The organism is Myxococcaceae bacterium JPH2 (assembly GCA_016458225.1).
GTDB lineage: Bacteria > Myxococcota > Myxococcia > Myxococcales > Myxococcaceae > Citreicoccus.
Genome location: JAEMGR010000041.1, coordinates 73146 through 95958 on the forward strand (window position 1 = coordinate 73146; position 22813 = coordinate 95958).

Sequence of the window (22813 nt, forward strand, 5' to 3'; positions counted from 1 at the left end):
CGGACACCCTTTCGCCCCATGAGTCTGTCCCTCCTCGCCGCGCTCCTCCTTCACGCCAGCCCAGCGGAAGGAACCCTCTCCCTGCTGGAACCCACCGCGCACGGCTGTGACTGGGTGCGCGTCGATGCGCGCACCTCCGAGCGCCGCGTCCTCACCACGCTCGACGTGGACTGCCAGGGAGGCACCACCGCGGTGAGCAAGGACGGCGCGCGCGGCGCACTCCGCTTCTGGCGAGGCGGCGTCAGCGCGCCCGTGCTGGGCCGCCCCACGTTCCCGGAGAAGTTCCCCTCGCCCGCCTTCAAGGACCGCCTCTTCGAGGTGGAGACGGCCACCGGCACCCATCAGGAGCTGCCGCTGCCTCCCATCGGCGAACTCATCGAGTTCGGCTACGACGCGAGCCAGCGACTCCTCGGCCTCACCGTGCAGCGGGTGACGCCTGAGCAGGAACAGGCGGGCTTCGCCGAGGTGGAGGGTCAGCGCATCGTCTTCGACAGCGAGGCACCGGGCCGCCCGCTGCTGGCCCACGCCTTCGTCTTCCGGGACAAGGCCTGGGTTCGGCTGACCACGGAGGCCACCGACAGCATCCGCGGCATTCGCGGCATGCCGCTGCGCAAGAAGCTGGGTGAGCGCGCCAGCGCGGCGCTCGACCCTCGCTTCACGCCGGGCGACCTCGACGACAACACGCTGCTGGATCAGCTCGACACGCTCGCCCCCGAGCAGCCCGAGGGAGAGTGGTCCCTGCTCAAGCGCGGGGGCGTGTCGCTCGCGGTCTGGGCCACGCCCTTCGAGGACGACATGCTCTCCACGGGGCTGGTGCGTCGGGTGGAGGGGCATCAGGCGCTCGCGCTGCCCGGCCACGCGCTCCACGAGAACGACCTGGCGGGAGTCCAGGTCCGTGGCACGTGGCTGCTCGTGACGCTCGCGGACTCGGGAGGACACCCTCGGCTCTATCGGGGCAAGACGCTCATCTGGAGCTCGGAGAGCGCCCGAGCCGTGACGTTCTGGCCCCGCTGAGCGCGGCACCCGGCGACTGCCGAGCACCGCGCTCGGGACGACTCAGCCGCCCTTGAGGTTCTGGGCGACGAAGTCCCAGTTCACCAGGTGGTTGAGGAACGTCTCGATGTACTTCGGCCGCAGGTTGCGGAAGTCGATGTAGTAGGCGTGCTCCCACACGTCGATGGTCAGCAGCGCCTTCTGGCCGTGCTTCATCGGGAGGTCCGCGTTGCCCGTCTTCGTGATGGACAGGCGGCCCTTGTCCAGCACCAGCCACGCCCAGCCCGAGCCGAACTGCGTGGCGGCCGCGGCGGAGAACTCCTCCTTGAACTTCTCGAAGGAGCCAAAGTCACGGGTGATGGCGGCGGCGAGCTCGCCCGTCGGCTGACCGCCCCCGTTCGGCTTCATGCAGTGCCAGTAGAAGGTGTGGTTCCACACCTGGGCCGCGTTGTTGAACACGCCGCCGTCGCTGCTGAGGATGATCTCCTCCAGGGTGCGGCTCGCCTCGGGCTTGCCGTCCAGCAGCTTGTTGAGGTTCACCACGTAGGCGTTGTGGTGCTTGCCGTGGTGGTACTCGAGCGTCTCCTTGCTGATGTGCGGCGCGAGCGCGTCCAGGGCGTACGGAAGGTTCGGGAGCGTGAAGGGCATGTTCGGATTCCTTTCGGGAGCGGGCACGTTACCCGCCTTCGGAGCGTGGTGTGAACGGGAACTACACCCGCCCTGACCACGAATCGTCCGGGGCGCCAATATATTGGCGGGAAGTCAATCCCGTGGAAGTCCCTGGACGCGGTGCTCGCGAGCCAACGATTCGTGGGGACGCCCCTGCTTCAATCCCTCACATCGGAAACGACTCACGCTTTTGACTTTAAGCTTGAGATAGCGGACGGAGCCCCGCGGAGCGTGTGAGGGAAGGAACACCCCTCCTCCGCGGGCCAGAGCGTGTCTTGACTCTGTTTCGGCGCGGGCGCTCCATGGACAGTCATGGATGCACGCAAACCGCTATGTCTGGTATTGGCCATGGCCACCGGAGGGGGAGCCTGCGCGACCCACCCGGTCCGTGTGGCCACGGCGGAGCAGGTGGCGGTCTCGGTGTCTCCCGCGACCGAGGCGCCCAAGCCACTGGAAGGCCCGGGCCTGCGCTTCGACGTCCAGCCGGGCGCCGCGCGCGTGTTCGTGGACGGGCGCGCCGTGGGCACCGCGGGGAGCCTGCGCGACGCGGGCGGATTGCTGACCCTGGCGCCCGGCGTCCATCAAGTGAGCATCCGGCACGCGGGCTATGCGACCTGGCGCGCCGAAGTGACCGTGGGCGAGGAGGCCGAGGCGATTCAAGTACGTCTTTCTCAAGACCCCTGACGCGAGGGCACATCCCGACTTGCAACGGACCGGGTGACGCGCGCGGACGATGGGTGACGGCACGTCTCCCCCCCTTCCGCGAGCCGCTCCCCTGGGAGGCTGCGTGAAACAGACCAGGAAGCACCATCGGGTATTCCGACTCCCCTTCGCGGACGAACCGGCCTCACGCGCACGGCTGAACCAGAGTCTCGCGTCGCATGGCCTCTTCGTCCCCGCGGATCCACCCGAGCCCATCGGCGCGGAGTTCCCCCTCCAGCTCACGTTCCTGGGCGGCGCGCCCATCGCCGCGGGGCGCGCTCGCGTCACGGAGCATGGACTCGCGGGCCGACTGCGCGGCTACTTCGTCAAGTACGTGGAGCTGGAGCCCGGAAGCTGCGACCTGCCCCTGACGCCTCGGCACTCGGTCACCTCGCGAAGCGTCGTCCGCCCCCCGCCCTTCCGACACCGGGAGCCCATCACGGAGAGCTGGGGCACGCAGCGCCTCGCCCTCTCCACCGTGCCCGAGGAGCTGACCCCCGCGGGCATCATCCCGCGCACCGCCGAAGGCGACACGCTGTCGCTCGCGGACTACACCCACGAGGAGCTGCTGCACGCGAGGGATCCGCACGCATGGCAAGGCGGGCTGCGTCCCTTCGACTTCTTCGGCAGCTACCAGCTCATCAAACGGCTGGGCGCCGGAGGCATGGCCGAGGTCATCCTCGCGCGGCGTCGCATGGGCGAGGGCGTGGACAAGCTCGTGGCCCTCAAGCTGGTGTTTCACGAGTACGCGTGCCACCCGCGCCTCTCCGAGCTGTTCCTCACCGAGGCCCGCGTCAGCGCGACGCTCCAACACCCCAACGTCATCCAGGTCTTCGACGTCAGCTCCGCGGCGGGGCGCCCCTTCCTCGCCATGGAGTATGTGAATGGCCGCAACGGCGCGGAGCTCATCCACCGCTTGCGCGAGCGCCGGCAACCTCCGCCCGTGGGGCTGGCGGTGGCGCTGGGGCTGGAGCTGAGCAAGGCGCTCGAGTATCTGCACGGGAAGCGCGACCTGGATGGACGTCCGCTCCAACTGGTTCATCGCGACGTCAGCCCCAGCAACCTGCTCATCAGCCTGCACGGCGCGGTGAAGCTGGTGGACATGGGCGTCGCGTCCGCCAGCTTCGCCAGTGGGGACTCCGCGCTGACCGTGGGCAAGCGCGCGTACATGGCCCCCGAGCAGGCCCTGGGAGGTACGCCCGAGCCCGCGTGGGACCTCTACGGCATGGGGCTCGTCATCCACGAACTGCTCACGCTGGAGCGCCCCTTCGAGCGCATCTCCAGCCCCGCCGCCATCGCCGCGTCGCGGCAGGTGCGCCTGCGTCCGTCCGCCTTCCGCCCCGGGGTGCCAGAGGCGCTGGATCGCCTGGTGCAGTGGGCCACTGAATATGACCGCGAGCGCCGCGCGCCCAGTGCGCACGCGCTGCGCGAAGCGCTGGAGAAGGTCCGCGATTCGCTGCCGCCCTTCGACCTCGTGCAGACCATGCGCGAGCTGTTCGGTGACGAGCTGGCCGAGTCCCAGCGCGAGACGGAGACGCTCATCGGCGTGGCCCGACAACGCGACGGCACGGACGCAGCGCTTGTCTGGCGCCGGTTCGCCAAGCGCGTCTGGGGTTGGGTGCCGCGCCCGGTGAGACTCGTCGCCGCGAGGCACCCGCGTGCCTTGCGAGGGTTCGCGCTGAGCGCCTGGGTCGCGCTCACCGTGGCGGGGGGCGTGCTCTGGACGCGACACCAACGTGGCGCCGCGCTGGAGGCCCACCTGATGGCGGCGGATCGCCTCATCGCGGCGGCGCGATTGGTGGGACCGGGTGAGGACACCGCGCTCGCCCAGCTCAAGGCGGCCCGGACCTTGAAGCCCGATGACCCACGCATCCGCGCGCGCCTGCAAGCGCTCGCCGCGACCTTCGAGTGGCTGGGCGACGTGGCGGACTCGCGCGGAGACGTGGCCGAGGCCGTGGCGCACTTCCGCGCGGCGCTGGAGGCAGACCCCGAACGCGAGGCCCTGCGCGCGCGCGTGCTGGCCCTGGAGTCCTCGCTGCGGGCTCGCCCCGTGGGCCGGAGAAGCCCATGAGGACGGCCGTCGCGCTGCTGGTGCTGCTCGCCCTGGAGCGCTCGGCGTTCGCGGCCTCGCTGGAGCTGGACGCCGAACCCATCGTGCTCGGCAAGACCGAGGCCGTGGGCGTCACCTTCCACGTCCAGGAGCCCGCGCTCACGCCGCTCCCCGCGCTGCGCCTCGTCGTCAACGTGGGCGCGTTCAGCGAGGTGACGCGCCAAAGCCCGGGCGTCTATCGCGCCGTGTACACGCCGCCCGTGACGCGCTTTCCGCAAGTGGCGCGCGTGGTGGTGTGGCACGACACCGGGCCTGACGCCGAGCTCTCCGCGCTGACCATTCCCTTGTCGGGGACCACGCGCGTGGAAGTTCGCACGCGACCGCGCGCCCTGGTGCGAGGCACGCTAGGAGGGCGCACGTTCGGCCCTGTGCGAGCCGGGGCTCGCGGCCTCGCCTTGCTCCCCATCGAGGTGAGCCCGGACATCCACACGCTGGAGGTCACGACGCGCCAGCGCGATGGCGCCACGGCCACCCATCGCGTGCCCATCCAGGTGCCGCCCTACAACCGCATCGCCGTGGCGCTCGTCACGCCCGCGCTGCTCGCGGATGGGCGCGGGCGTGCGCGCGTGGACGTGTTTCATCCAGGCGTCGAGGACGGAGTGAGCGCCACCTCGGTGCAGCTCCGCGCGGAGTTGGGCACCGTCACGCGCGTGGCGTCGAGCGACGGTCATGAGCAGTTCCAGTACCAGCCCCCGGCTGGCACGCTGGAGACCGAAGCGCGCCTCCAGGCACGCATCGAGGATGAGGCCGCGTCCGAAGTCAGCCTCCGCGTGGCGCTGGCTCTGCCCGCGCCCGCCAACCTCGTGCTGCACCCACCCGAGACACCTCTGCCCGCGGATGGCACCTCGCGCGCGGAGCTGTCGCTCCAGGTGTTCTCCGCCTCGGGCTCCGGACTCCCTGCCCAGCAGGTCGAAGTCTCCGCCAACGGCCAGCCCCTCCGCGGAATCACCGATGCGGGCAACGGCCTGTATCGCGTGCCGTTCGTGGCGCCTGCGTTCTTTCCGCCGGGCGGCGTGGTGCGCTTCGAGGCCACCGTGAGCGGACGCTCGGGCCCTTCGGCGCGCACGGAGGTTCGCTATCAACTGCGCCCTCCCCCCATCCCCCGAGCCTTGCACGTCGCGCTGGCCCAGGTGCCCGTGCCCGCGGATGGTTCGACGCGCGTGAGACTGGCGCTCGACGTGCGCGACGCGGCGGGGCTCCCGCTCGAGGGCGCGCGGCTCATCGTCGTGGCGAACCAGGGCGCGGTGAGTCCCCCCCGTGCGCTCGCGGATGGCCAGTACGAATCGATGTATCTGGCGCCCGCGGGACTTCCCGACGACCCCGTCGAGCTGACCATCACGGATGCGTCCGGGCAGTTCATGCAACGCGTGCCCGTACCGCTGCGCGCGGCACCTCACCGACTGCTGGTGGGCGTGCGCGCGGGCGTGGTCCGAGGCGCGGACCTGGGGCCCCGCGCGGGCCTGGAGGCGTGGGTGCCCTTCACGGTGCGGGGGCATTGGTGGGGCTTGGGACTCGCCGCCGCGGCATCGCGGTTCCAGCGAAACGTGCAGGACACCACGGGTTCGCTCACGTCCCGGTCTGAGGCCTGGGCGCTGCCCGTGAGCCTCCGTGCAGGCGTGGAGCTGTTCGCCTCGCGTCGCGCGAGCCTCATCCTGGGGGCCGGGGCCACGGCCACCTGGGCGCGCTTCCGGACCTCGCTCTCCGACACACGCGTCGAGGCGATGGGCCTGGGCGGGCTGGGCTTCCTCACGGCCAGCTACGCGCTCGGCCCCGGCCAGTTCTTCACCGAGGCCTCCTTTGTCCACGCCCCGGTCTCCGCGAGCGGCTTCCGCCTCGATGCGGGCGGTCCCGGGCTCGACGTGGGCTATCGCCTCGGAGTGCTCTGATGCGCGCCGCGAGCCTCCTGCCGCGCGGTGGCGCCCTGGGCCTGAGCCTCATGCTCACGTCGTGCGCGCCCGGCGACGACTCTCCCGCACGCGTGCTGGCCGTCCGCCCGGCGCAAGGCGCGATGACGGCCACTGTGGCCGTGGACATCCTCGGACGCGACCTCCACCCCCAAGTGCAGACCGACTTCTCGGCCAAGACCGGCTCGCTGGACGCCACGTTCCAAGCGTGGCTCTCCCCCCTCGACGCAACAGGCGAGGACGTCGCCCTGCTCGATGTGCGGTTCCTCTCCGATGACCACCTGAGCGCGCGAGTGCCCGCGGGGCTCTCGCGCGGGGACTATGCCCTTCGCGTGGTGGAGCCCTCCGGCGCCGAGGCCGAGGGACGGCTCCGCTACCGCGTCACGCCCGCGCCACCTCCGGTCGCCGGCTTCCAGGTCGTGATGGAGGCCGTGCAACACGCGGGCATCCCCTTCCCCATCACCGTCACGGCGGTGGATGCGCAGGGTCAGCCGGTGCCGGACTTCCAGGAGACGGTGCGGCTGGGCGCGAGCAGCGGCGCGGTCGTCCCCGCGAGCGTGGGTCCCTTCTTCCAAGGACGCGCGAGTGCCCTCGTGACGCTCGCCATGCCCACGCCGCAGAATCGCCTGCGCCTCGAAGCCACGGGCGGAGTGACTTCCGAGTCCGCGACCATCGACGTGCGCCAGGCACCTCCCGCGCAGGTCGTCTGGTCGAGCCCCGCGCTCACCGCCGAGGCCGGCACGTGCATGGGGCCCGCCACGCTGGAGGTGCGCGACGCGCTGGGCGCGGTGACCGCGTTCGATGGCCCCATGCGCGTCGCGATTCGAGCGGATCCTTCCGACGGAGTCGGGCTGTTTGCCGATGCGACCTGCACCCAGCCCCTGCCAGCCGAGGGACTCTCCCTCACGCGTGCCACGCAGTCGCTCTATGTCAGCGCGCGACACGCGGGGCCCTTGCTCCTTCGAGCCCGTCCCGCCGCGCTTCCCGGGGACAGCCAGCAGCATGAAATCCAACCCGGTGTCGCGGTCGCGCTGGCCTTCACGTCCCCGGCGCGCGTCGTGAGCGCGGGTGGCTGTTCCGCCACCTTGACGGTCTCCGCGCGCGATCGCTTCGGCAACATCCATGGCCCCAGCACCCCCATCGAACTGGGAATGAGCGTTCCCGCCGCGGCTCGGCTCACGCTGCACGCGGATCCAAGCTGTACGACGCCCAGCGGACCGCTCGCGGTCTCCGAGCGCACACCGAGCGTCACCGTCTACGTCCGCGCCCCCGTCGCGGGCACCTGGCTCGTGGAATCCGCCGCGCCCACGGCCTCGGGACTTGGCCGTGCCTCGCAAGAACTCCGGGTGGATCCATGAGCCTGTCCATCCACGTTCGCACGCATGCGCTCTACCTCGCGCTGGGTGGGTTGGTGGCCTGCGGCGCTGCTGTCGATTCCGAGCCGCGTCTGCTCTCACTGTCCCCCACGCGTGGCGAAGCCAGCGCCCCCCTGCGCGTCACCATCACCGGCGAGGGCCTGCGTCCGAGCGTCTGGACCGACTTCTCCCACGATGGCCGCGACACCGTGGATACGACCTTCCAGGCGCGACTCGGCCCGGAGGCGCTCGACGAGGTCCAGCTCATCGGACCGGATCAACTGGAAGCCACCGTCCCCGCGGGACTGGCCAGTGGGTTGTATGACCTGACCGTGGTGGATCCCTCGGGCCGAGAGGCGACGCTGGCGCGAGCCTTCGAGGTGCTCGCCACCTCGGGTGAGCGCACGCGCGCGCTCGCGGGCTTTCGCTTCGAGGCCGTGAACGCGCAGCACGCCTGGGAGCCCTTCACCGTCACGGTGCTCGCGGTGGATGGAGAGGGCCAGCGACTGAGCGGCTTCAACGGCTCGGCGAAGCTCACGGACGACTCCGGAACCGCCGTGCCGTCGATGGTGGGGCCCTTTCGCGATGGTGTCTGGAGCGGACAGTTGGAGGTGCGCCGCACCATGAGCGCGAACGTGCTGCGGCTCGATGACAGCACCGGACACACCGGAGTGTCCGCGCCCTTCGAGGTCACCGCCCGCGCGGCCGTGGCGCTGCGCTTCGTCACCCCGGCGAGGAGTGTCACCGCGGGCGAGTGCACCTCCGTGGTGACGCTCGCGCGCATCGATGACCAGGGCGATCGCGTGGCAACGCGCGAGGCGCTCGACATTTCCCTGGAGGAAGACCTGCCGCGCACGCGCACGCTCTACGCCGACGCGAGCTGCGCGACACCGCTCGCGCGACTCTCGATGGACGCGGGCGCGGACTCGGTCAGCTTCTATCTGCGCATCGAGCGCGCGGGCGGCTCGTCCCTGACCGCGAGCACGGGCACCTTGCGCTCGGCGGTGCAGCCGCTGAAGGTCGTCCCGGCCGCACCCGCGCGGCTCGCCTTCGCCTCGTTCCCGGATGCGCTCGTCCTGGGGACTTGCTCGGGCCCCGTGGCGCTGGAGGTTCGCGACGCCTTCGACAATCCCACCCTCACTCCAGGCCCGACCCAGGTGGACCTCGCGGCCGAGCCCACGCAGGACTACACCTTCAACGGAGACCCAACCTGCGCGAGTTCCATCGCGGGGCTTGCCTTGACGCCCGCCTCGCGCGTCGCGTTGTTCTACGTGCGCGGCATGAGCGCGGGGACGGTGATCATGCGCGCGTCCGCGCCGGGGCTCGACAGCGCGAGGGGCGCAATCTCCGTGCGCGCTCCGCTGCGCCCAGAGGCCATCTCTTCGAACCGCCCCGCTCGCGACACCACGGAGGTCTTCACGCTCGACCTCGACGACCGCGAGCGCCCCTGAGGTGAGAGGACCCGCGCGAATGCACGTCCCCCTTCCATCGCGAGCGCGCCCTTGGGTCTGGGCCCTCCCGCTCGCGTGGTTCGCGTGCCTTGGGTGCACGAACGCACCTGCGTCAGCCCAGGACACCGAGCAACTGGCGCGGCGCCTCTCCTCCATCGTGGCCACGTGCGCGGCGTCCACGGGGCAAGTCGAGGTGATGCGCGCGGGGCAGTCCTTCTGGGAGCGCATCGAGGAAGGCGCCACGTTCCGCCCCGGAGACTGGGTCCGGACGGGAGCGCTCGCGTCCGCGCGCATCGAGTTCCTCGAGGGAGGCCGCATCGAGCTGGAGGAACAATCCGTGGCCCTGGTGGAGCGCGCTCCCGAGGGCGACGCGGGCACGCATCACAGTCCGCTCGTCGCGCTGGAGAGCGGCTCGGCGCGGGGCTTCCTCCCTGCCAGCGCGAACGGGGACGCGCATGCGCTGTTGGTGCGGACCGAGGACGGCTCCATCGTGGCCGTCTCCCCAGGAGAGGCGGGCCAGCCCGCCGAGTTCCGGCTCACTCGGACACATCGCGGCGCCCTGCTGTCCGTCGCGCGGGGACGGCTGACGCTCGTCTCGGGACAACGGCAGCAAGCGGTCCTCGAGGGACACGGCGTGGAGCTGAGCCGGGGCCTCGCCGCTCCGGTGTTCCCGCTGCCGGTGTTCCCCACCAGTCTGGAGCCCGGCATCGATGCGCGCTTCACGTGGGCCGCGGGGTTGCGCGTCGCGCTGGCGTGGAGCGAGGTGATTGGCGCGGACCACTACCGCGTCCAGATTGCTCGGGACCTGGGCTTCGAGCAGCTCGTGGTGAGCACCACGTCCGCGCGAGGCCCCTTCACCTTCACCCCCGAGGGCCCCGGCACCTACGTCTGGCGCGTGGCCACCGCCGACGCGGACGGACACCAGAGTGAGTTTGGCTTCGCGCGCCGCATCTACGTGGACGCGGAGGTGAACCGCGACCTGCTCGTCACCCCGAGCGATGGCCATGAGACGCCCTTCGTCGCGTCGCGAGGCATCGTCTTCGCGTGGCAGTCCATGGGCGGGCGACAGCGCTTCCGGTTGGTGGTGGCGCGCGACCCCGAGCTTCAGCAGGTGGTGCGCGTGCAGCGAAGCAGCATGCAGCAGCTCACCTTGATGCGCCTGCGACCGGGCACGTACTACTGGGGGGCCTACGTGGACTCGAGTCCAGCCAGGCCCTTGTTCCAGAAGGCGCGCAAGCTGGTGGTGCTCCCGCCCGTGACGAAGAAGGCTCGGCTCAAGACGCCGAAGGTCGTCGACACCTGGGGACACTGAGTTCCCCAGGTCAGCGCGACGCTCAGGAGCCCTTGCGGCGGCGCATCATGGCTTCGTACGAGCGGCCCACGCTCTGCGAGAGGATGAGCAGCTCGCCCACGTCCGGCGTCGTGAGCTGATCCGGACCGTTGTCCACGTAGAGCAGGTGGACCACCTTGCCGCGCACGAGGAGCGGAAGGATGACCGCGGTCGTCGGAAAGCCTCCACCGACGAGCTTGTAGAACACCCCCATCGCCGCATCGCGCTTCACCGGCCCGACGTAGTGCGAGCGCGTGTCGCGCACGAGGCGGAAGGTGCTCTGGTCTCGCAACGCGACGCCGATGCGCCGCACCGCCGCGTCACGGACGCCCTGCCCCATGCCGTGCCAGCCCGTCACGAGGCTGCCCTGCACGGACAGCAACAGGCAGCGCCGCCACTTGCCCACGGCGAAGCGGAGCACGGTGCGCGCCACGTCCTCGCGGTCCGAGCTGCGTCCCAGCTCGGCCTGCGCCTCCGCGAAGGTCAGAGGGGACGGAGGCGGCTCGGGCGGACGCGCCGGGGCCTGGGGAACGGGAGTCCGTGCGGCGGCATCGCTCGGAGGCGCGGCCACCGGGACGGCTCCCCCCAGCGCCCCCACGGAAGGTGGCGCGGCCGGGGGCACACCACCGCGAGCAGCGACAGGCGCTCCACCGACTCGCCCCGGAGCCTGGACCGCTGCGGGCGGAGGAACCTGCGGAGTCCCGCCCGGCACAGGGAAGGAAGCGGGAGCCTGAGGTGGAAGCGCGCTCGGCCCCGCCGCGGGCTGCGGCTGGCTGGGAAGCGCCCCTGGCAACACGTTGCCCTTGGGCGCCCCACCGAGCGGCGCGGGCGGCACAGCCCCCCGAGGCATGGGCACGGCAGCGTTCGGCGCACCGCCCTGCGGGGCCAACGCGCCCGGAGGAACGCCACCACCGCCCTGCGGAACCAGCGCCCCCGGCAGCACCGCGCCCTGCGGACGCGCGGCAGCATGGCCTCCCGCCTGCGGAGGCATCGGCGCGCTCGGATGGGAAGGAACGCCGGCCTGCGGCCTGGCCCCTTGCGCCTGGACAGCGGCCGGGGGCGCGCCTCCCGTCATGGGCTGCAACGTTCCTGGCGGAGGTGCGCTCGCGCCGCGCGAAACCGCACCGGCCGGAGCCATGCCTCCCGGCACCACCGCTCCCGCGTGCGCGGCCCCCGGGAACGCACCAGGTCGCTGCGCCGCGATGGGGGCCGGAGCAACCTCCTCCAGCACCACCCCCGTGATGACCTCCTCGGAGTCGACCCCGTCCGCGTCCTGCTCCCCGCCCCCGCGCAGCGCCTGCGCGTAGACCGCCTGGAACTCCTCCTCGCTCATGAGGTCGGGCGGCCGCTCCTGCACCTTCTCCACCGCGCCGGAGACACCCACGGGTTTGCGAGGCCGAGCCGCGTCGACGTCAATGGCCCGCAGCGGCCGGAACGCCTTGCAGTAGCGGCGCAGCAGCTGGTTCATCCGGAACTCGGGGATGACCACCGGCACCACGCGCTTGCCCGTCTTGAACGCCACCGCGTCCAGCGTCGTGAAGTCGTGCGGGTTGACCACGGCGAGGCTCAGCCGCGTCGCATCCACCCGCATGGGCAGGAACTCCTTGTCGTCCGCCTGGTGCGCGTCCACCAGCGCGATCGCCTTCGGGTCGGGCACCATCTCACCCGAGGCGTGCGCGCAGTTGTGGAGCTTGCCCAGCGAACGCGCCAGGTCCTGCTCCGACAACAGCCCCAGCTCGACGAGGTTCGTCCCCAGCCGACCGCCGTGCACCACCTGGGATTCGAGCGCCTCTTCCAGGGCCTCAGCGGTCACGAGGCCTTCGTTCACGAGCTGTTCACCGAGGCGCATGGGCTCGCTTGTAGTCGCGGCCCCTCGCGCTTCGCAAGCCAGCAACCGGGCATCCGGACGCTAGTCCTCGGGGTGGTGACTGAGCGCCACCCGGTTGCCCTCGGGGTCGCGTACGTACACCGTCCACCGCGTCTCGTGCTCCAGCGGAACCCCGGCGCGCGCCAGGGTCTCCACCGCCTCCGCCCGCTCCCCGCGCGGTATCCGGAACGCCAGCATCAGCAGGCCGGGATGCTCGTGGCGGAACGGCAGCTCCGGGGGAGCCCCCTCCACCGCCTCGATGGCCAGGAAGGCCCCCCCAGGGACCCCGACCCAGATGCTCCGCAGGGAGCCGTCCGGCCTCCGGTGTCGGGTCAGCTCCGGGAAGCCCAGAAGGTCGCGATAGAAGGCGGTAACGCGCTCCACGTCCCTCGCCTGGATGGCCACGTGGTGGAAGCCCTGAACGTGCATGGGGTTGATGGTAGGGTCTGCCCGCCCATGGCGCGACTGCTCATCGTCGAGGACAATCACGAACTGGCCTCCCTGGTCGCCACCATGGCGCAGAACCGGGGCCATGACGCCATCGCCGTGCACACCGGCGAGGCGGCACTGGAGACGCTCGGTCCGAGCGCGCGCTTCGACGCCGCCCTCGTGGATCTGCTGCTCCCCGACATCCGTGGCAGCGAGGTGCTGGGCGCGCTGCGTGCCCATCGCATCCCGGCCATCGCCGTCAGCGGCGTCTACAAGGGCGACCGCTTCGCGCAGGAGGCCACGCAGGTGCACGGCGCACGGGCCTTCTTCGAGAAGCCCTTCGAGCTGGACACCGTCCTCGATGCCCTGGAACTCGCGGGCGGAGTGCCGCGCGCCCGACGCCCCGACGCCGCGGACGCAGTGGAGACGGTGCCCGCGCCACAGCAGGAGGAGCTGCTCGACGAGGTGGACCTGCTCGTCCTGGAGGAGCTGGTCCCCGAGCCGGACGACGCCGCCGATGCGGAGCTGGCGCCTCTGGAGCCGGTGGAGGACGAGGCGCAGCCCCTGCCCTTCGCCCAGCGCGAGAAGGTCTGGGCCGAGGGCGCCACGCCCCTCCCCGAGCGCCGCCGCCGCGCGCTGCCCGAGTGGTCGCTCGGAGGGGACCTGCGAGACACGTCCGTGCCGCGCCTCCTCAACGCCTACTACGAGGCGCGCCATCACGGAGAGCTGAAGCTCAAGCAGGGCTCGGTGCTGAAGGTCGTCTACTTCGAGTCCGGGCGCATCGTGTACGCGGCCTCCAACCTCGCCCCGGAGCGCTTCGGCCGCTTCTGCGTGCGGCGCGGCGTGCTGACCGAGGCGAAGCTCGCGGAGGTCGCCGCCTACGCGAAGGCTCACGCGCTGCGCACCGGCGAGGCCATGCTTCGCATGGGCGTGCTGGACGCGGGCAAGCGCCAGGCCTTGCTGGGCGAGCAGGTCAAGGAACTCATCTGGTCCACGTTCGCGTGGACCGAGGGCGCGTATGGGTTCAGCCCCATGCGTCCCCAGCGCGCGGACCTCGTTCGCCTGTCCGTGTTCCCGGGCGACCTCATCCTCGAAGGCACGGAGCGCACCGAGACGCTCGTGGCCCTGCGCCAGCGGCTCGCGCGCACCCGCCGCCTGTCGCCCACCGCGGATCCGCCGTACGCGCTGCACGAGCTGAAGCTCGGCGGTCCCCAGGCCCTGCTGCTGGCCTATGCGGATGGCACCAAGACGGTGGCGGACCTGCTCGCCGTGAGCGACCTCTCCGAGCGCGAGGCCCTGGCCACGCTGCGAGGATTGGAGCTGCTCGGGGTGCTGGAGGAGCGCCAGGACGCGCCCACGCGGCGTCAGCGCATCTCGTTCGGTCTCTAGCGCGCGGCGCGGCGCCGCAGCACGCGGGTCAGCGCCAGCAGGCCGAAGAGGGCGGCGCTCGAACCGCCCCCCGAGCATCCGCAGCCCGACGGTGGCGAGCGAGGCCCCTGCCCCGTCGTCAACGGCACCCCGCGCAGCAGCGCCACCCCGCCGAAGCTCGCCTCGGACAGCAAGCGCGAGCGCGCCACATACGTCACGCGCGTGACGCCGTCCGGCCGAAGCGCGAGCCCCTCCACCGCGAAGCCATCGCTCGTGGTGTTGGCGACGACGGGCACCCCATCCACCTTCACGCTGCTGGGCACCAGCTCCGCGCCGCGCAGGGACTCTTCGTAGCGCACCGTGCTCACGCCGCAGGTCGTGGTGTTGCTCAGCACCACCTCCACGCCCACGAGCCCGCCCTCCGCCCCCGAGGGCGTCTCCATGCGACGCCGCAGCTCGACGAAGGGCTTCACGCCGATGGACACCACATGCCGAGCGACAGCGGGCGCGGAGCCCTCCGCCGAGGCCGTCACGCGCAAGGTGACGTCGCGCCCCACCAGCGCATCGAGCTCCGTGTCTCGCGTGGATACAGCAACGGTGGCACCTGACACCGAGGGCTCCGTCAAAGCCGGACCGTCCTCCTGGGCCCACGCGAGGTTCACGACCGAGCACGCCCCCGGGGGCAGCACCTGCGTCAGCGAACCCGTGGCGCCCTGACCGCAGGTCGCCACGAGCGAGCCCTCCACGTCCCCCAGCGCTGCGGCGCGCGCGGACACCTCGACGCTCTGGTCGATGGTGCGGCCCTGCTCCTGCGTGACGGCGTCGGACAAGCGAGCCTGCACGACGTAGTGCGCGGCACCACACTGCGGGGGCAGCGGCAGCTTCCAGGCCCCATCGGGCCCGGGCGCGACGGACTGCGTGGCGAGCACCTCGCCGGACTCGCGTCGCAGCGCCAGGTCCACGCGAAGGGAGCGCCCCGCTGGGCAGTCGAGATCCGTATCGGCGACGCCCCGCACCTCGTGCTCATCCGACTCCACGCGAGACAACACGGGCCCGCCCTGGGACACGGGCCGCACCACGGGCCGCACGCGCAACAACACCTCGGACGCGGGGCCATCCTCCGTCACGCCGTCCAGCAGGATGCGGTTGCGCGCGAGCAAGGGCACATCCACCGGCGCGCAGCCCGTCACCGTGGGGACGATGCCCTGGCTGAGGACCGGCAAACCCTCGATGGGAAGCTGCTCGTCCGTCACCAGCGAGAGGCCCGAGGGAGGCGCACCGAGGCCCTGCAAGGACCACGCGGTGTACACGGTCGGCAGGCCCGCGGTGCCCGCGCATGCATGCAGCGCGGCGGCAGCCACCCGCGTGCCCGAGGACACCGTGAGGGTCGTCGCGTTGTTGAACGGTGCCAGCGGACGTCCCCAGGGACGAACCTTCACCTTCACGGACGTGGGCGCCGAGTCGAGTCCTCCGACGTCTCGCGCGAGGACCTCGTAGGTGTGGAAGATGTTCGCGGGCTGGCACAGCTTTGGATCCGGCGTGAACGTCGCGACGCCCGCGCTGTCCACCGTCAGCGTCGCCGTCCCCGACGGGCTCCCCGACTCCGTCCACACGTAGCCTTGGATGGCGCAGGGCCCGCCGCTCGGGCTCGGGATGATGCGCACGGGACCTTCTCCCGCCAGGTAGCTGCCCCCATCCGGAACCTCCACGAGCGGCGTCTTCGGCTTCACGTCGTGGACCACGTCCACGCTGACGGTCCGCAGCTGCTCGTGGGCCTTGAGCCCGTCCGTCATCGCGACAGCGACGCTGGACGACTCGTTCGCGCACAACCCCGGCGCGGCGGTCAGGTCGAGCATCACCCCGTCCGTGCCCCCATCGAGCGCGCGCTGCTGCATCGCGAGCGACGGCGAGGTAGGGCCCGGCGTCACCGCCAACCGCACCGCGTCCCCGTCCGCGTCGAGGGGCGCCACGGGCACGCTCACCGTCGTGCCCTCACTCACCTGGACCCGCGCTGGAGGCATTGGCATCAGCTCGGGTGCGTAGCTGTTGGTGTAGACGAGGACGTTGTCGAGGTCTGGCTTGCTCAGGATGATGACGCACGCCTCGGCGCCCAGGCAGCGCACCTGCCGCACGCTCAGGCTCTGCCCGGCCACGGGGAGCTGGGAGAACTTCGGGCTCACCCGCCACGCGGTGGCGATCTCCGACGCAGTCAGCGCCGGCACCGCGCTGAGCACTTGCGTCTGCGCACTGCGCACGCCCACCACGACGCCAAAGCCATCGCCGCGGCTCGACCCCGTCCCGGTGTTCACGTCCATGCCCAGGACGTTCATCGCTCCGCCCGGGAGCGCCACGGGGACGAAGGGATAGGCGCTCGTCCCAAGCGTTCCCCGATACAGCCCGCTGTCATTGCCGAAGAGGGCCGTGGGGTTGCTCGCATCCTCCCCCGCGAACAGCGCCAGCGCGTTCGCCTTCTTCGGAGGATTGGAGCTCGGCGCCGCGATGACTGTCATCGCGGTGTCCCGGAACCAGCGGAAGTTCGCGTTGGGAATCTCCGAGAAGAGCGCGTGCGTCGCGCCCCCATGCGTCAGCACCGCGGCGAAGTCGAGCCCGGCGGGAGTGGTGCCGGGGGTCAGCAGCGGGCCCCACAGGAAGGAGCCGTCCTGAGGGGGCACGAGCGACGAGCGGTAGTCAAACTCGAGAGGGGTCGAGTTCGCGAGCGCGAACCCCACGCTGCCATCCGGCGTGAAGCGCACCGCTTTCATCGTGTAGGCCACGGAGGTCGGATACAGATGGGCGCCCTCCAGGCTCGAGCACGCCCCCACACTCACGACCGTGCTGTCCCCTCGGACAGCGAGAACACAGCCTTGCGCGGTCCGGCCCAGGCCCATGAAGGCGCCCCCCAGGCCCATCGTCGCCGTGCCATTGGAGAAGAGGGACAGGCCGTTGTTGGTGGCCACGCCGAACTCGGTGCGCGACCACACCTCCACGGCCGAGGGCGTCCCCGGAACGCTCTTCACCTGCCAATCCGCCCACGCGGATGAGGACACGAGCAGAGTCAGGCTGAGGATCCACGCGCGCACGCTCGACTCCGTCCCCTAGTAGGCCACTTCCGCCCGAAGGTAGAGGCGCCCCTGATCATCCGATGAATCCGCCTGGAGCCCCAAGCCATGGAAGCCCAGCAGTGTGTAACCCGCGGCAACACGCAGCCGCTCGTCCGTCCGCCAGGCCACTTCCACTCGGTAGGATTCCAATCCTTCGCTGTCAGGCGATGACGTGCGCCGTGCCACCTCGCCGGCCACTTCCAGCCCTCCAACCACCCGGACCGAGGGGCGCAACGTCCCCGTCCAGACCCAACGCACGGAGTCGCCCAGGCTGGAGCGCCCCGCATGCAGCCCCGCCGCGACGGAGAGCCGGTCTCCCAGGCGCAAGGCCGGCATGAGCGACAGCACGTCGAGGCCACGGTCGCCAAAGGCCTCGCGCTCACCGGGCAACAGCTCGTGCGTGAAGCCATAGCGCGCCATCACCACCCAGGGCCCCGGTCGCCACGCGAGCGCGGCGAAGCCCTCCACGAAGCGAGCCTCCAGTCCCGCCCGGCCCGCCGTGCGGCCCCAATCCAAGCGGCCCGAGGCAGTGACATCGCGAGACAGCCGGGCCTCCGTCGCCAGCGCCAACACGAGCTGCGTGCGGTCCACCAGCGTGGGGTCTCCGCGCGCGGGCGTGCCCTTCTCATGTCGGACTTCGGCACGCAGGTCCGCGCGCACGCGCTCGCGCAGCCAGCGCGCATCGACGGCGCCGACATCGCGCGTGAGGTCGCTGGGGGTATCGAGCGGGTGGCGCACACCGCGCTCGTAGCGAGCCCCCACCTCAAGGCCCTCCAACACCCGATGTCGGAAGCCCATCGCGCGAGCGAGCCGCACCGCGTTGGCATCGTGCGCGCCGACGTCCTCCACGAACACGGCCGTCGAGCCGTCGATGTCGGTACGAGCACCCGAGACGGCGCGGCCCTCTCCGAAGTCGGGGCCGTCCACATCCACCGAATATCCGCCGTAGTAGGTGTCCGGCCCACGCTGCACGCGCGCATCCAACCAGGCCTGCGGCCCCAGCTTCGGACCCCAGCCGCCGCGAACACCGACCGCCGCGTCTCGCGTCAACTCCACGTCCACGCCCGCGGACGAGAACGTGTCGTTCACTCGGCCGGGACCCTCGCCGCGATCCACCAGCATCTGGCGATGGCTCGCGGACACAGACACGCCCCGCGCGACTTGCAGCCGCCCGGATACGCCCGCGGACGTGCGCCCACCGGAGAGCAACGGTCCCTCACCCGCGATCTCCGTGGCGCGCAGCCAGCCATCCCGAGCCTCCGCGCGCACCTCCCACCCATCGCCCACGTAGCCCACGCCCACGCCGAGCGTCCGCGCCCCGAAGTCGCCATCCTCGAAGGGCAGGCGCGGATCCGCCGAGCGGCGATCATCTCCCAGCAAGGTCAACCGCAGCGGCCCCACGGGCTGGGTCGCGCGCAACGAAAGCTGACGGAAGCGCGCGGCATCGAAGTGCGCGCCATCCGAGAACCCTCGCGAGCGCTGCCGGAACGAAACGTCCAGCGAACCCCCATGCATCAACGGCCCGGGCCCTCGCACGCGCAAGCCCACCGCGCCACCCGAGTCATCGAGCACGAGCCCAGGACGCAGGAACGAAAGCCCACCGTCATCCGACACGCCGAAGTCCAGCGGCGCCACCGCGACGCCGCGACTGGACGCCACCTCGGCCACCAGGGTGTATGCGCCCACGAGCGACGTCGCCTGTCCGGACACGAGCTGGAACGGCGAGCCCTCGCGACGCTCCCGCACCGCGGAGACGCCCAACCGAGTCGCGCCCCACCGCCCCCACGCCTCGCCACCTACTGCGTCGCGCGAGGCACCCGCCTGGAGCGCCGCGTAGTCCGCCACCAGCACCGGCTCCGGAGACTGAACGAGCGCATCCGTGCGCAGCAGCGATGCGCCGAAGAGGAACGACAACGGACGGGCGAGCAGGATGCGACCCGCGAATGCATCGATGTCGTAGTCGCGCCCGCGCACGAGGTGCTGTTCGGCCACGGGCAGTCCCGTGACGCCATCGCGCAGCTCCACGCGAAGCACTTCCGAACCCTCGGCCACCACCCCGCCCAGGTAGTACAGGCTGCCGCCCGTGGCGCGCAGCTCCTCATGGGCAGGCACCGCCGTCACACCCAGGGTCGGATCCGCCAGTCCCCCCGCGAACACGTTCAACCCGGCGACCACCGGGCCCTCTCCCGTGCTCAGCTCCGCGTAAGGACCAAACAGAGGCCGGTGATAGCGCCCCACCTCGCGGTCCATCTTGAGCGCGCGATAGGAGCCCAGGCCCACCCGACCATAGTCATCGTGACGGACCTCCAGGCGCAGGCGCCCCTCGCTGGGATTGGGCGTCAACGAGACCGAGTCATCCCCCCACTCCGCTGGCGTCAGGTCAGGATCCAGTGCGCGCTCGAAGCGCTCGGGGACGCGGGGGCGGAGCCAGTCAGAGGCCTCGGCGGAATGCAGCGCGCGGAAGTCCGTGTCGCGCAGCTCCAACTCACCCACCAGGCGGAGCCGTCCCCACCGCGCCTCGGCATGAGCCGCGCCGCGCCCGCGAAGCTGCACGTCTCCAGTGCTCGGCGACAGGCTGGCTTCCAGGTCCAACAGCCCCACGGCGAACGGCTGCGCGGCCGCGGTGAGGGTGACCGTCTCGTCGCGCGTGGGCTCACCGGGACGCTGCCAGCTCAGCTTCACCGCGTTCGCGCCGGGGACCAGGTGCACCGGCAACTCCGCCGAGCCATCGGGCCCGAGCACCACCTCGCCACGCGATGAACTCACGCGCGTCCCAGGCGCGCCCTCCACGCGGACGCTCGTGAAGCCGCTCGCCACCGGCGCCTCACCCTCGGCCGGGAGCCGCAGCGCGCCCGACGGATCCAACGCGCGAGGAATCACCAGCCAACCCGTGGGACCGCGACGCACCAACTCCACGCGCTGCCGATAGAAGCGCACCCCGCCCTCGCGCGCCGTGACGGTGACGGCGAGGACGTTCTGGCCCGGCTGGAGGGGAACCATCACCCACCAGCTCCCGGACGCATCGACCTCGGCCTCGGTGCCCGCCACCGTGACGCGATCTCCAGGCCGCGCACGCCCCGCCACGAGGAAGCGCAGCCCATCGACCGTGACTCGCGCCTCGGGAGGCGTGCGCGAATAGGACAGCGTCGTCGGAGGCGCGGGCGCGCCGCGCATGCTCACCGCGAAGTCCTGGAGCGCCACCGCGCCCCAAGGCAGCTCGACCGTGGCGCCCCGAGGTGTCACCACGCTGGAGACCGGGAGGCTGCGGGGATCGACGCGCATCCGGTGGCGCCCGGGACGCAGGTGCACTCCACCCGTCGCGTCGGGGCTCCGGCTGTCCACGGCCGTGAGGTGGTAGCGGCCCTCGGCGTCCGTGAGGACCTCGCGCCCCGTGTCCAGCACGACGCGCACCTCCGCGACGCCCGGCTCCTCAGGGCTACAGCGGCCATCGCCATCCAGGTCCCGGCACACGCGGCCCGCGAGCGTCGAGGCCAGCGAGGGGACCTCCGCGCCAGGCCGCTGCGCCATCGCCACCATGGGCCCCCACACGAGCACCAGCAGGGCCCAGCGCAGCAATCTCGCCAGGGCCGCGCTCATGGCCGCACCTCCTCCAACGCCGTCACGCCCGTATCGACATCCGCGACCGAGACGGTGACCGCGCCGCGCGCGCCGCCCACGGTGAAGCTGTGACGACCTTCGCGCTCCGACTCGGCCTCGCGCGCGCCCGCGGACAGCGACACATGCACCGGCCGCGAGGGCAACACCCGCCCCTTCGCGTCCTCCACCCAGTACGTGACGCGTGCGCCCTCCACGCGGATCCGCACGTTGACAGGCAGCGGCGGCCCCAGCGTCACCGCGCGCGAGACAGCTCCCGGCGACAGCGGCGGTGCAGCGGGGAACACCGGCCCCGACGGGCCCAGCACGTACACCGTGGCGCCGAGCCCCGGCCACACCGCGTGCTGGACCTGAAGCGTCCCGGGCCGAGCCGGGCCCAGCTCCACGGTGCCATCGTCCCCCGTCACCCGCGTCTCCGGGCCCATGCGCAACCGCTGCCCTGGCACCGGCAGCCCCGCCAGGTCCGCCACGCCCGCGAACAGCACACCCTCGCGCAACCACACGGACAGGCGCGCGGGCTCCGACCCCTGCGGCCCCAAGGCGTGAGCCACGACCTCGCCGCGCGTCACCTCCCCGGAGTCCGGCAGCGACCACGTGGCGCGGAAGGTCCCCGCCGGTCCCTCCGTGATGGGGCTCAGCGCGCCCACCGGCACCTTCACCGCGACCTGGGCCGCGGGACGCGCGCGCTCCAAGGCATCCCGCGCCGTCACGGTGACCTGGGCCTCACCACCGTAGTGCACGAGCGGCTCGGACACCTCCACGGCCACCGAGGCCACGGGGCCCTGGACGAGCTGCAGGGGTCGCTCCTCGCGAGACTCCGCGCCGCGCTGAGGCCACGACGCCTCGATGACTTCATCGGTCGCCAACACCCGGGGCGCGGTGTAGCGCCACTCGAGCACGCCGTTCGGATCGCGACGCGGCCCCTCGAGCTGACCATGCCGAGCCCGCGCCACCACGCGCGCATCCGCCACGGGACGGCCCAGCGGATCACTCGTGGCGCATAGCAAGCGGGCCTGCGCGACGCCATCCGCGGGGAGGCGCTGGGGATGGAGCACGCACGCCAGCCCATCCGTGGGCGGCAGCATCAGGTCGATGGGCATCCGGCGCACGTTGCCCACGCGGTCCACGACCTGCCCCTTGCCGAAGCGGTGTCCCGGCGGCACGACGATGGGCAGGCGGAAGCGACCATCGGTGCCCGCCGCGACAGGACCGAAGCGCGTGCCGGCGATCTCCACGGAGATCTGCGCATCGGGCTCGGTGGTGCCCGGCAGCTCCACCGACGCCGCCAGCGGCACCAGCACCTGCCCGTAGGCGCCATGGACGGACTGCGGATGAGGCCACGCGGAGAGGGCCACCAGGATGGCCACCTCGGGGTAGCGCGTGTCCGGCAGGACATAGCGCGCGGTGTACTCGCCCGGGCCCGTGCGGCGGAGTCCTTCCACCTGTCCCGCGCTGGCGTGCAACACGGGAGGCGCGCCGCTGTCATCCGGGGTGCCATCCGGGCGCAGCAACCGCACGGCGAGCACTGCATCCGTGTCGCGGCCCTTCACGGGAGCAGGCGGAGTCAGCGCGAGCTGGACGCGCGCGGCCGGAGGGCCCACGGCATAGCGCGCCACCGCGTCCTCGCCGTGGTCCCGCGCCTTCAGCACCACCTCGCGCGAGCCCGGAGTGGGGACGACCGTGAACGTGCGCAGGGGGGGCACGTCGGGGCCTGGCCGAACCACCGCGCCCTCCGCCGTCACGGACGCCGAGGCTGCGGACACCGGCGCGCCGTCCGCCCCACGCCGCGCCAACGCCACGACGAAGCCCTCGGGCGGCACAGCGGACGTTGGCCCGAGGAGATCGAGCGTGTCCGCCCAGGCCGGGGCGCAGAGCAGCAGGAGGACTGGAACGAAATGTTTCAGGGCTGGCTGACTCTA

At 71.9% G+C, this 22813-nt stretch carries 14 protein-coding genes; 8 read left to right on the forward strand and 6 right to left on the reverse strand.

Annotated elements, in window-relative coordinates:
• Positions 1-18: 18 nt before the first annotated feature.
• Positions 19-1014: a hypothetical protein gene (locus JGU66_34095; protein ID MBJ6765814.1), complete on the forward strand. Its 996-nt coding sequence runs from the start codon at positions 19-21 to the stop codon at positions 1012-1014.
• A gap of 42 nt (positions 1015-1056) precedes the next feature.
• On the opposite strand, the gene JGU66_34100 is transcribed toward JGU66_34095, so the two are convergent.
• Positions 1057-1641: a superoxide dismutase gene (locus JGU66_34100; GenBank protein MBJ6765815.1), complete on the reverse strand. Its 585-nt coding sequence runs from the start codon at positions 1639-1641 to the stop codon at positions 1057-1059.
• A gap of 369 nt (positions 1642-2010) precedes the next feature.
• Between JGU66_34100 and JGU66_34105 the strand changes: the two genes are divergently transcribed.
• From JGU66_34105 to JGU66_34130, 6 genes are all read left to right on the forward strand, one after another.
• Positions 2011-2346, forward strand: coding sequence for a PEGA domain-containing protein (locus JGU66_34105; protein ID MBJ6765816.1), 336 nt, complete (start codon positions 2011-2013; stop codon positions 2344-2346).
• Positions 2347-2449: 103 nt separating this feature from the next.
• Positions 2450-4435, forward strand: coding sequence for a protein kinase (locus JGU66_34110; GenBank protein MBJ6765817.1), 1986 nt, complete (start codon positions 2450-2452; stop codon positions 4433-4435).
• Positions 4432-6360, forward strand: a complete 1929-nt coding sequence (locus JGU66_34115; GenBank protein MBJ6765818.1) for a hypothetical protein — start codon at positions 4432-4434, stop codon at positions 6358-6360. The genes JGU66_34110 and JGU66_34115 overlap by 4 nt, the downstream gene beginning before the upstream one ends.
• A complete protein-coding gene (locus JGU66_34120; protein ID MBJ6765819.1) occupies positions 6360-7736 on the forward strand; it encodes a hypothetical protein in 1377 nt (458 codons plus the stop codon). The genes JGU66_34115 and JGU66_34120 overlap by 1 nt, the downstream gene beginning before the upstream one ends.
• Positions 7733-9184 (forward strand): IPT/TIG domain-containing protein, encoded by a 1452-nt coding sequence (locus tag JGU66_34125; protein ID MBJ6765820.1) that lies wholly within the window; start codon positions 7733-7735, stop codon positions 9182-9184. Before JGU66_34120 ends, JGU66_34125 begins: the two co-directional genes overlap by 4 nt.
• A 19-nt stretch (positions 9185-9203) precedes the next feature.
• Positions 9204-10496, forward strand: a complete 1293-nt coding sequence (locus JGU66_34130) for a hypothetical protein (GenBank protein ID MBJ6765821.1) — start codon at positions 9204-9206, stop codon at positions 10494-10496.
• 22 nt (positions 10497-10518) lie between these two features.
• On the opposite strand, the gene JGU66_34135 is transcribed toward JGU66_34130, so the two are convergent.
• On the reverse strand, positions 10519-12363 hold the full coding sequence (locus tag JGU66_34135; GenBank protein ID MBJ6765822.1) for a general secretion pathway protein GspE: 1845 nt from the start codon (positions 12361-12363) through the stop codon (positions 10519-10521).
• 60 nt (positions 12364-12423) lie between these two features.
• Entirely contained in the window at positions 12424-12810 is a 387-nt protein-coding gene (locus JGU66_34140) for a VOC family protein (protein ID MBJ6765823.1), read from the reverse strand.
• A 27-nt stretch (positions 12811-12837) separates the two neighbouring features.
• Here JGU66_34140 and JGU66_34145 point away from each other — a divergent pair, with 27 nt between their 5' ends.
• The gene (locus tag JGU66_34145) at positions 12838-14199 is read left to right on the forward strand and encodes a response regulator (GenBank protein MBJ6765824.1); all 1362 of its coding nucleotides are present in this window, start codon (positions 12838-12840) and stop codon (positions 14197-14199) included.
• On the opposite strand, the gene JGU66_34150 is transcribed toward JGU66_34145, so the two are convergent.
• The 3 genes from JGU66_34150 to JGU66_34160 are packed head-to-tail and all read right to left on the reverse strand — an operon-like array spanning position 14196 to position 22771.
• The gene (locus JGU66_34150) at positions 14196-17258 is read right to left on the reverse strand and encodes a hypothetical protein (protein ID MBJ6765825.1); all 3063 of its coding nucleotides are present in this window, start codon (positions 17256-17258) and stop codon (positions 14196-14198) included. The two genes, JGU66_34145 and JGU66_34150, sit on opposite strands and share 4 nt — an antisense overlap.
• Before the next feature lie 15 nt (positions 17259-17273).
• Positions 17274-20876, reverse strand: a complete 3603-nt coding sequence (locus tag JGU66_34155) for a flagellar motor protein (GenBank protein ID MBJ6765826.1) — start codon at positions 20874-20876, stop codon at positions 17274-17276.
• A complete protein-coding gene (locus JGU66_34160; GenBank protein ID MBJ6765827.1) occupies positions 20873-22771 on the reverse strand; it encodes a hypothetical protein in 1899 nt (632 codons plus the stop codon). Before JGU66_34160 ends, JGU66_34155 begins: the two co-directional genes overlap by 4 nt.
• Positions 22772-22813: the final 42 nt, after the last annotated feature.

Excerpts from the sequence above, each read along its gene's own strand:
- JGU66_34095 (MBJ6765814.1), top strand. The coding sequence starts at position 19 with ATGAGTCTGTCCCTCCTCGCCGCGCTCCTCCTTCACGCCAGCCCAGCG.
- JGU66_34100 (MBJ6765815.1), bottom strand. The coding sequence starts at position 1,641 with ATGCCCTTCACGCTCCCGAACCTTCCGTACGCCCTGGACGCGCTCGCG.
- JGU66_34105 (MBJ6765816.1), top strand. The coding sequence starts at position 2,011 with ATGGCCACCGGAGGGGGAGCCTGCGCGACCCACCCGGTCCGTGTGGCC.
- JGU66_34115 (MBJ6765818.1), top strand. The coding sequence starts at position 4,432 with ATGAGGACGGCCGTCGCGCTGCTGGTGCTGCTCGCCCTGGAGCGCTCG.
- JGU66_34120 (MBJ6765819.1), top strand. The coding sequence starts at position 6,360 with ATGCGCGCCGCGAGCCTCCTGCCGCGCGGTGGCGCCCTGGGCCTGAGC.
- JGU66_34125 (MBJ6765820.1), top strand. The coding sequence starts at position 7,733 with ATGAGCCTGTCCATCCACGTTCGCACGCATGCGCTCTACCTCGCGCTG.
- JGU66_34130 (MBJ6765821.1), top strand. The coding sequence starts at position 9,204 with ATGCACGTCCCCCTTCCATCGCGAGCGCGCCCTTGGGTCTGGGCCCTC.
- JGU66_34135 (MBJ6765822.1), bottom strand. The coding sequence starts at position 12,363 with ATGCGCCTCGGTGAACAGCTCGTGAACGAAGGCCTCGTGACCGCTGAG.
- JGU66_34140 (MBJ6765823.1), bottom strand. The coding sequence starts at position 12,810 with ATGCACGTTCAGGGCTTCCACCACGTGGCCATCCAGGCGAGGGACGTG.
- JGU66_34145 (MBJ6765824.1), top strand. The coding sequence starts at position 12,838 with ATGGCGCGACTGCTCATCGTCGAGGACAATCACGAACTGGCCTCCCTG.
- JGU66_34155 (MBJ6765826.1), bottom strand. The coding sequence starts at position 20,876 with ATGAGCGCGGCCCTGGCGAGATTGCTGCGCTGGGCCCTGCTGGTGCTC.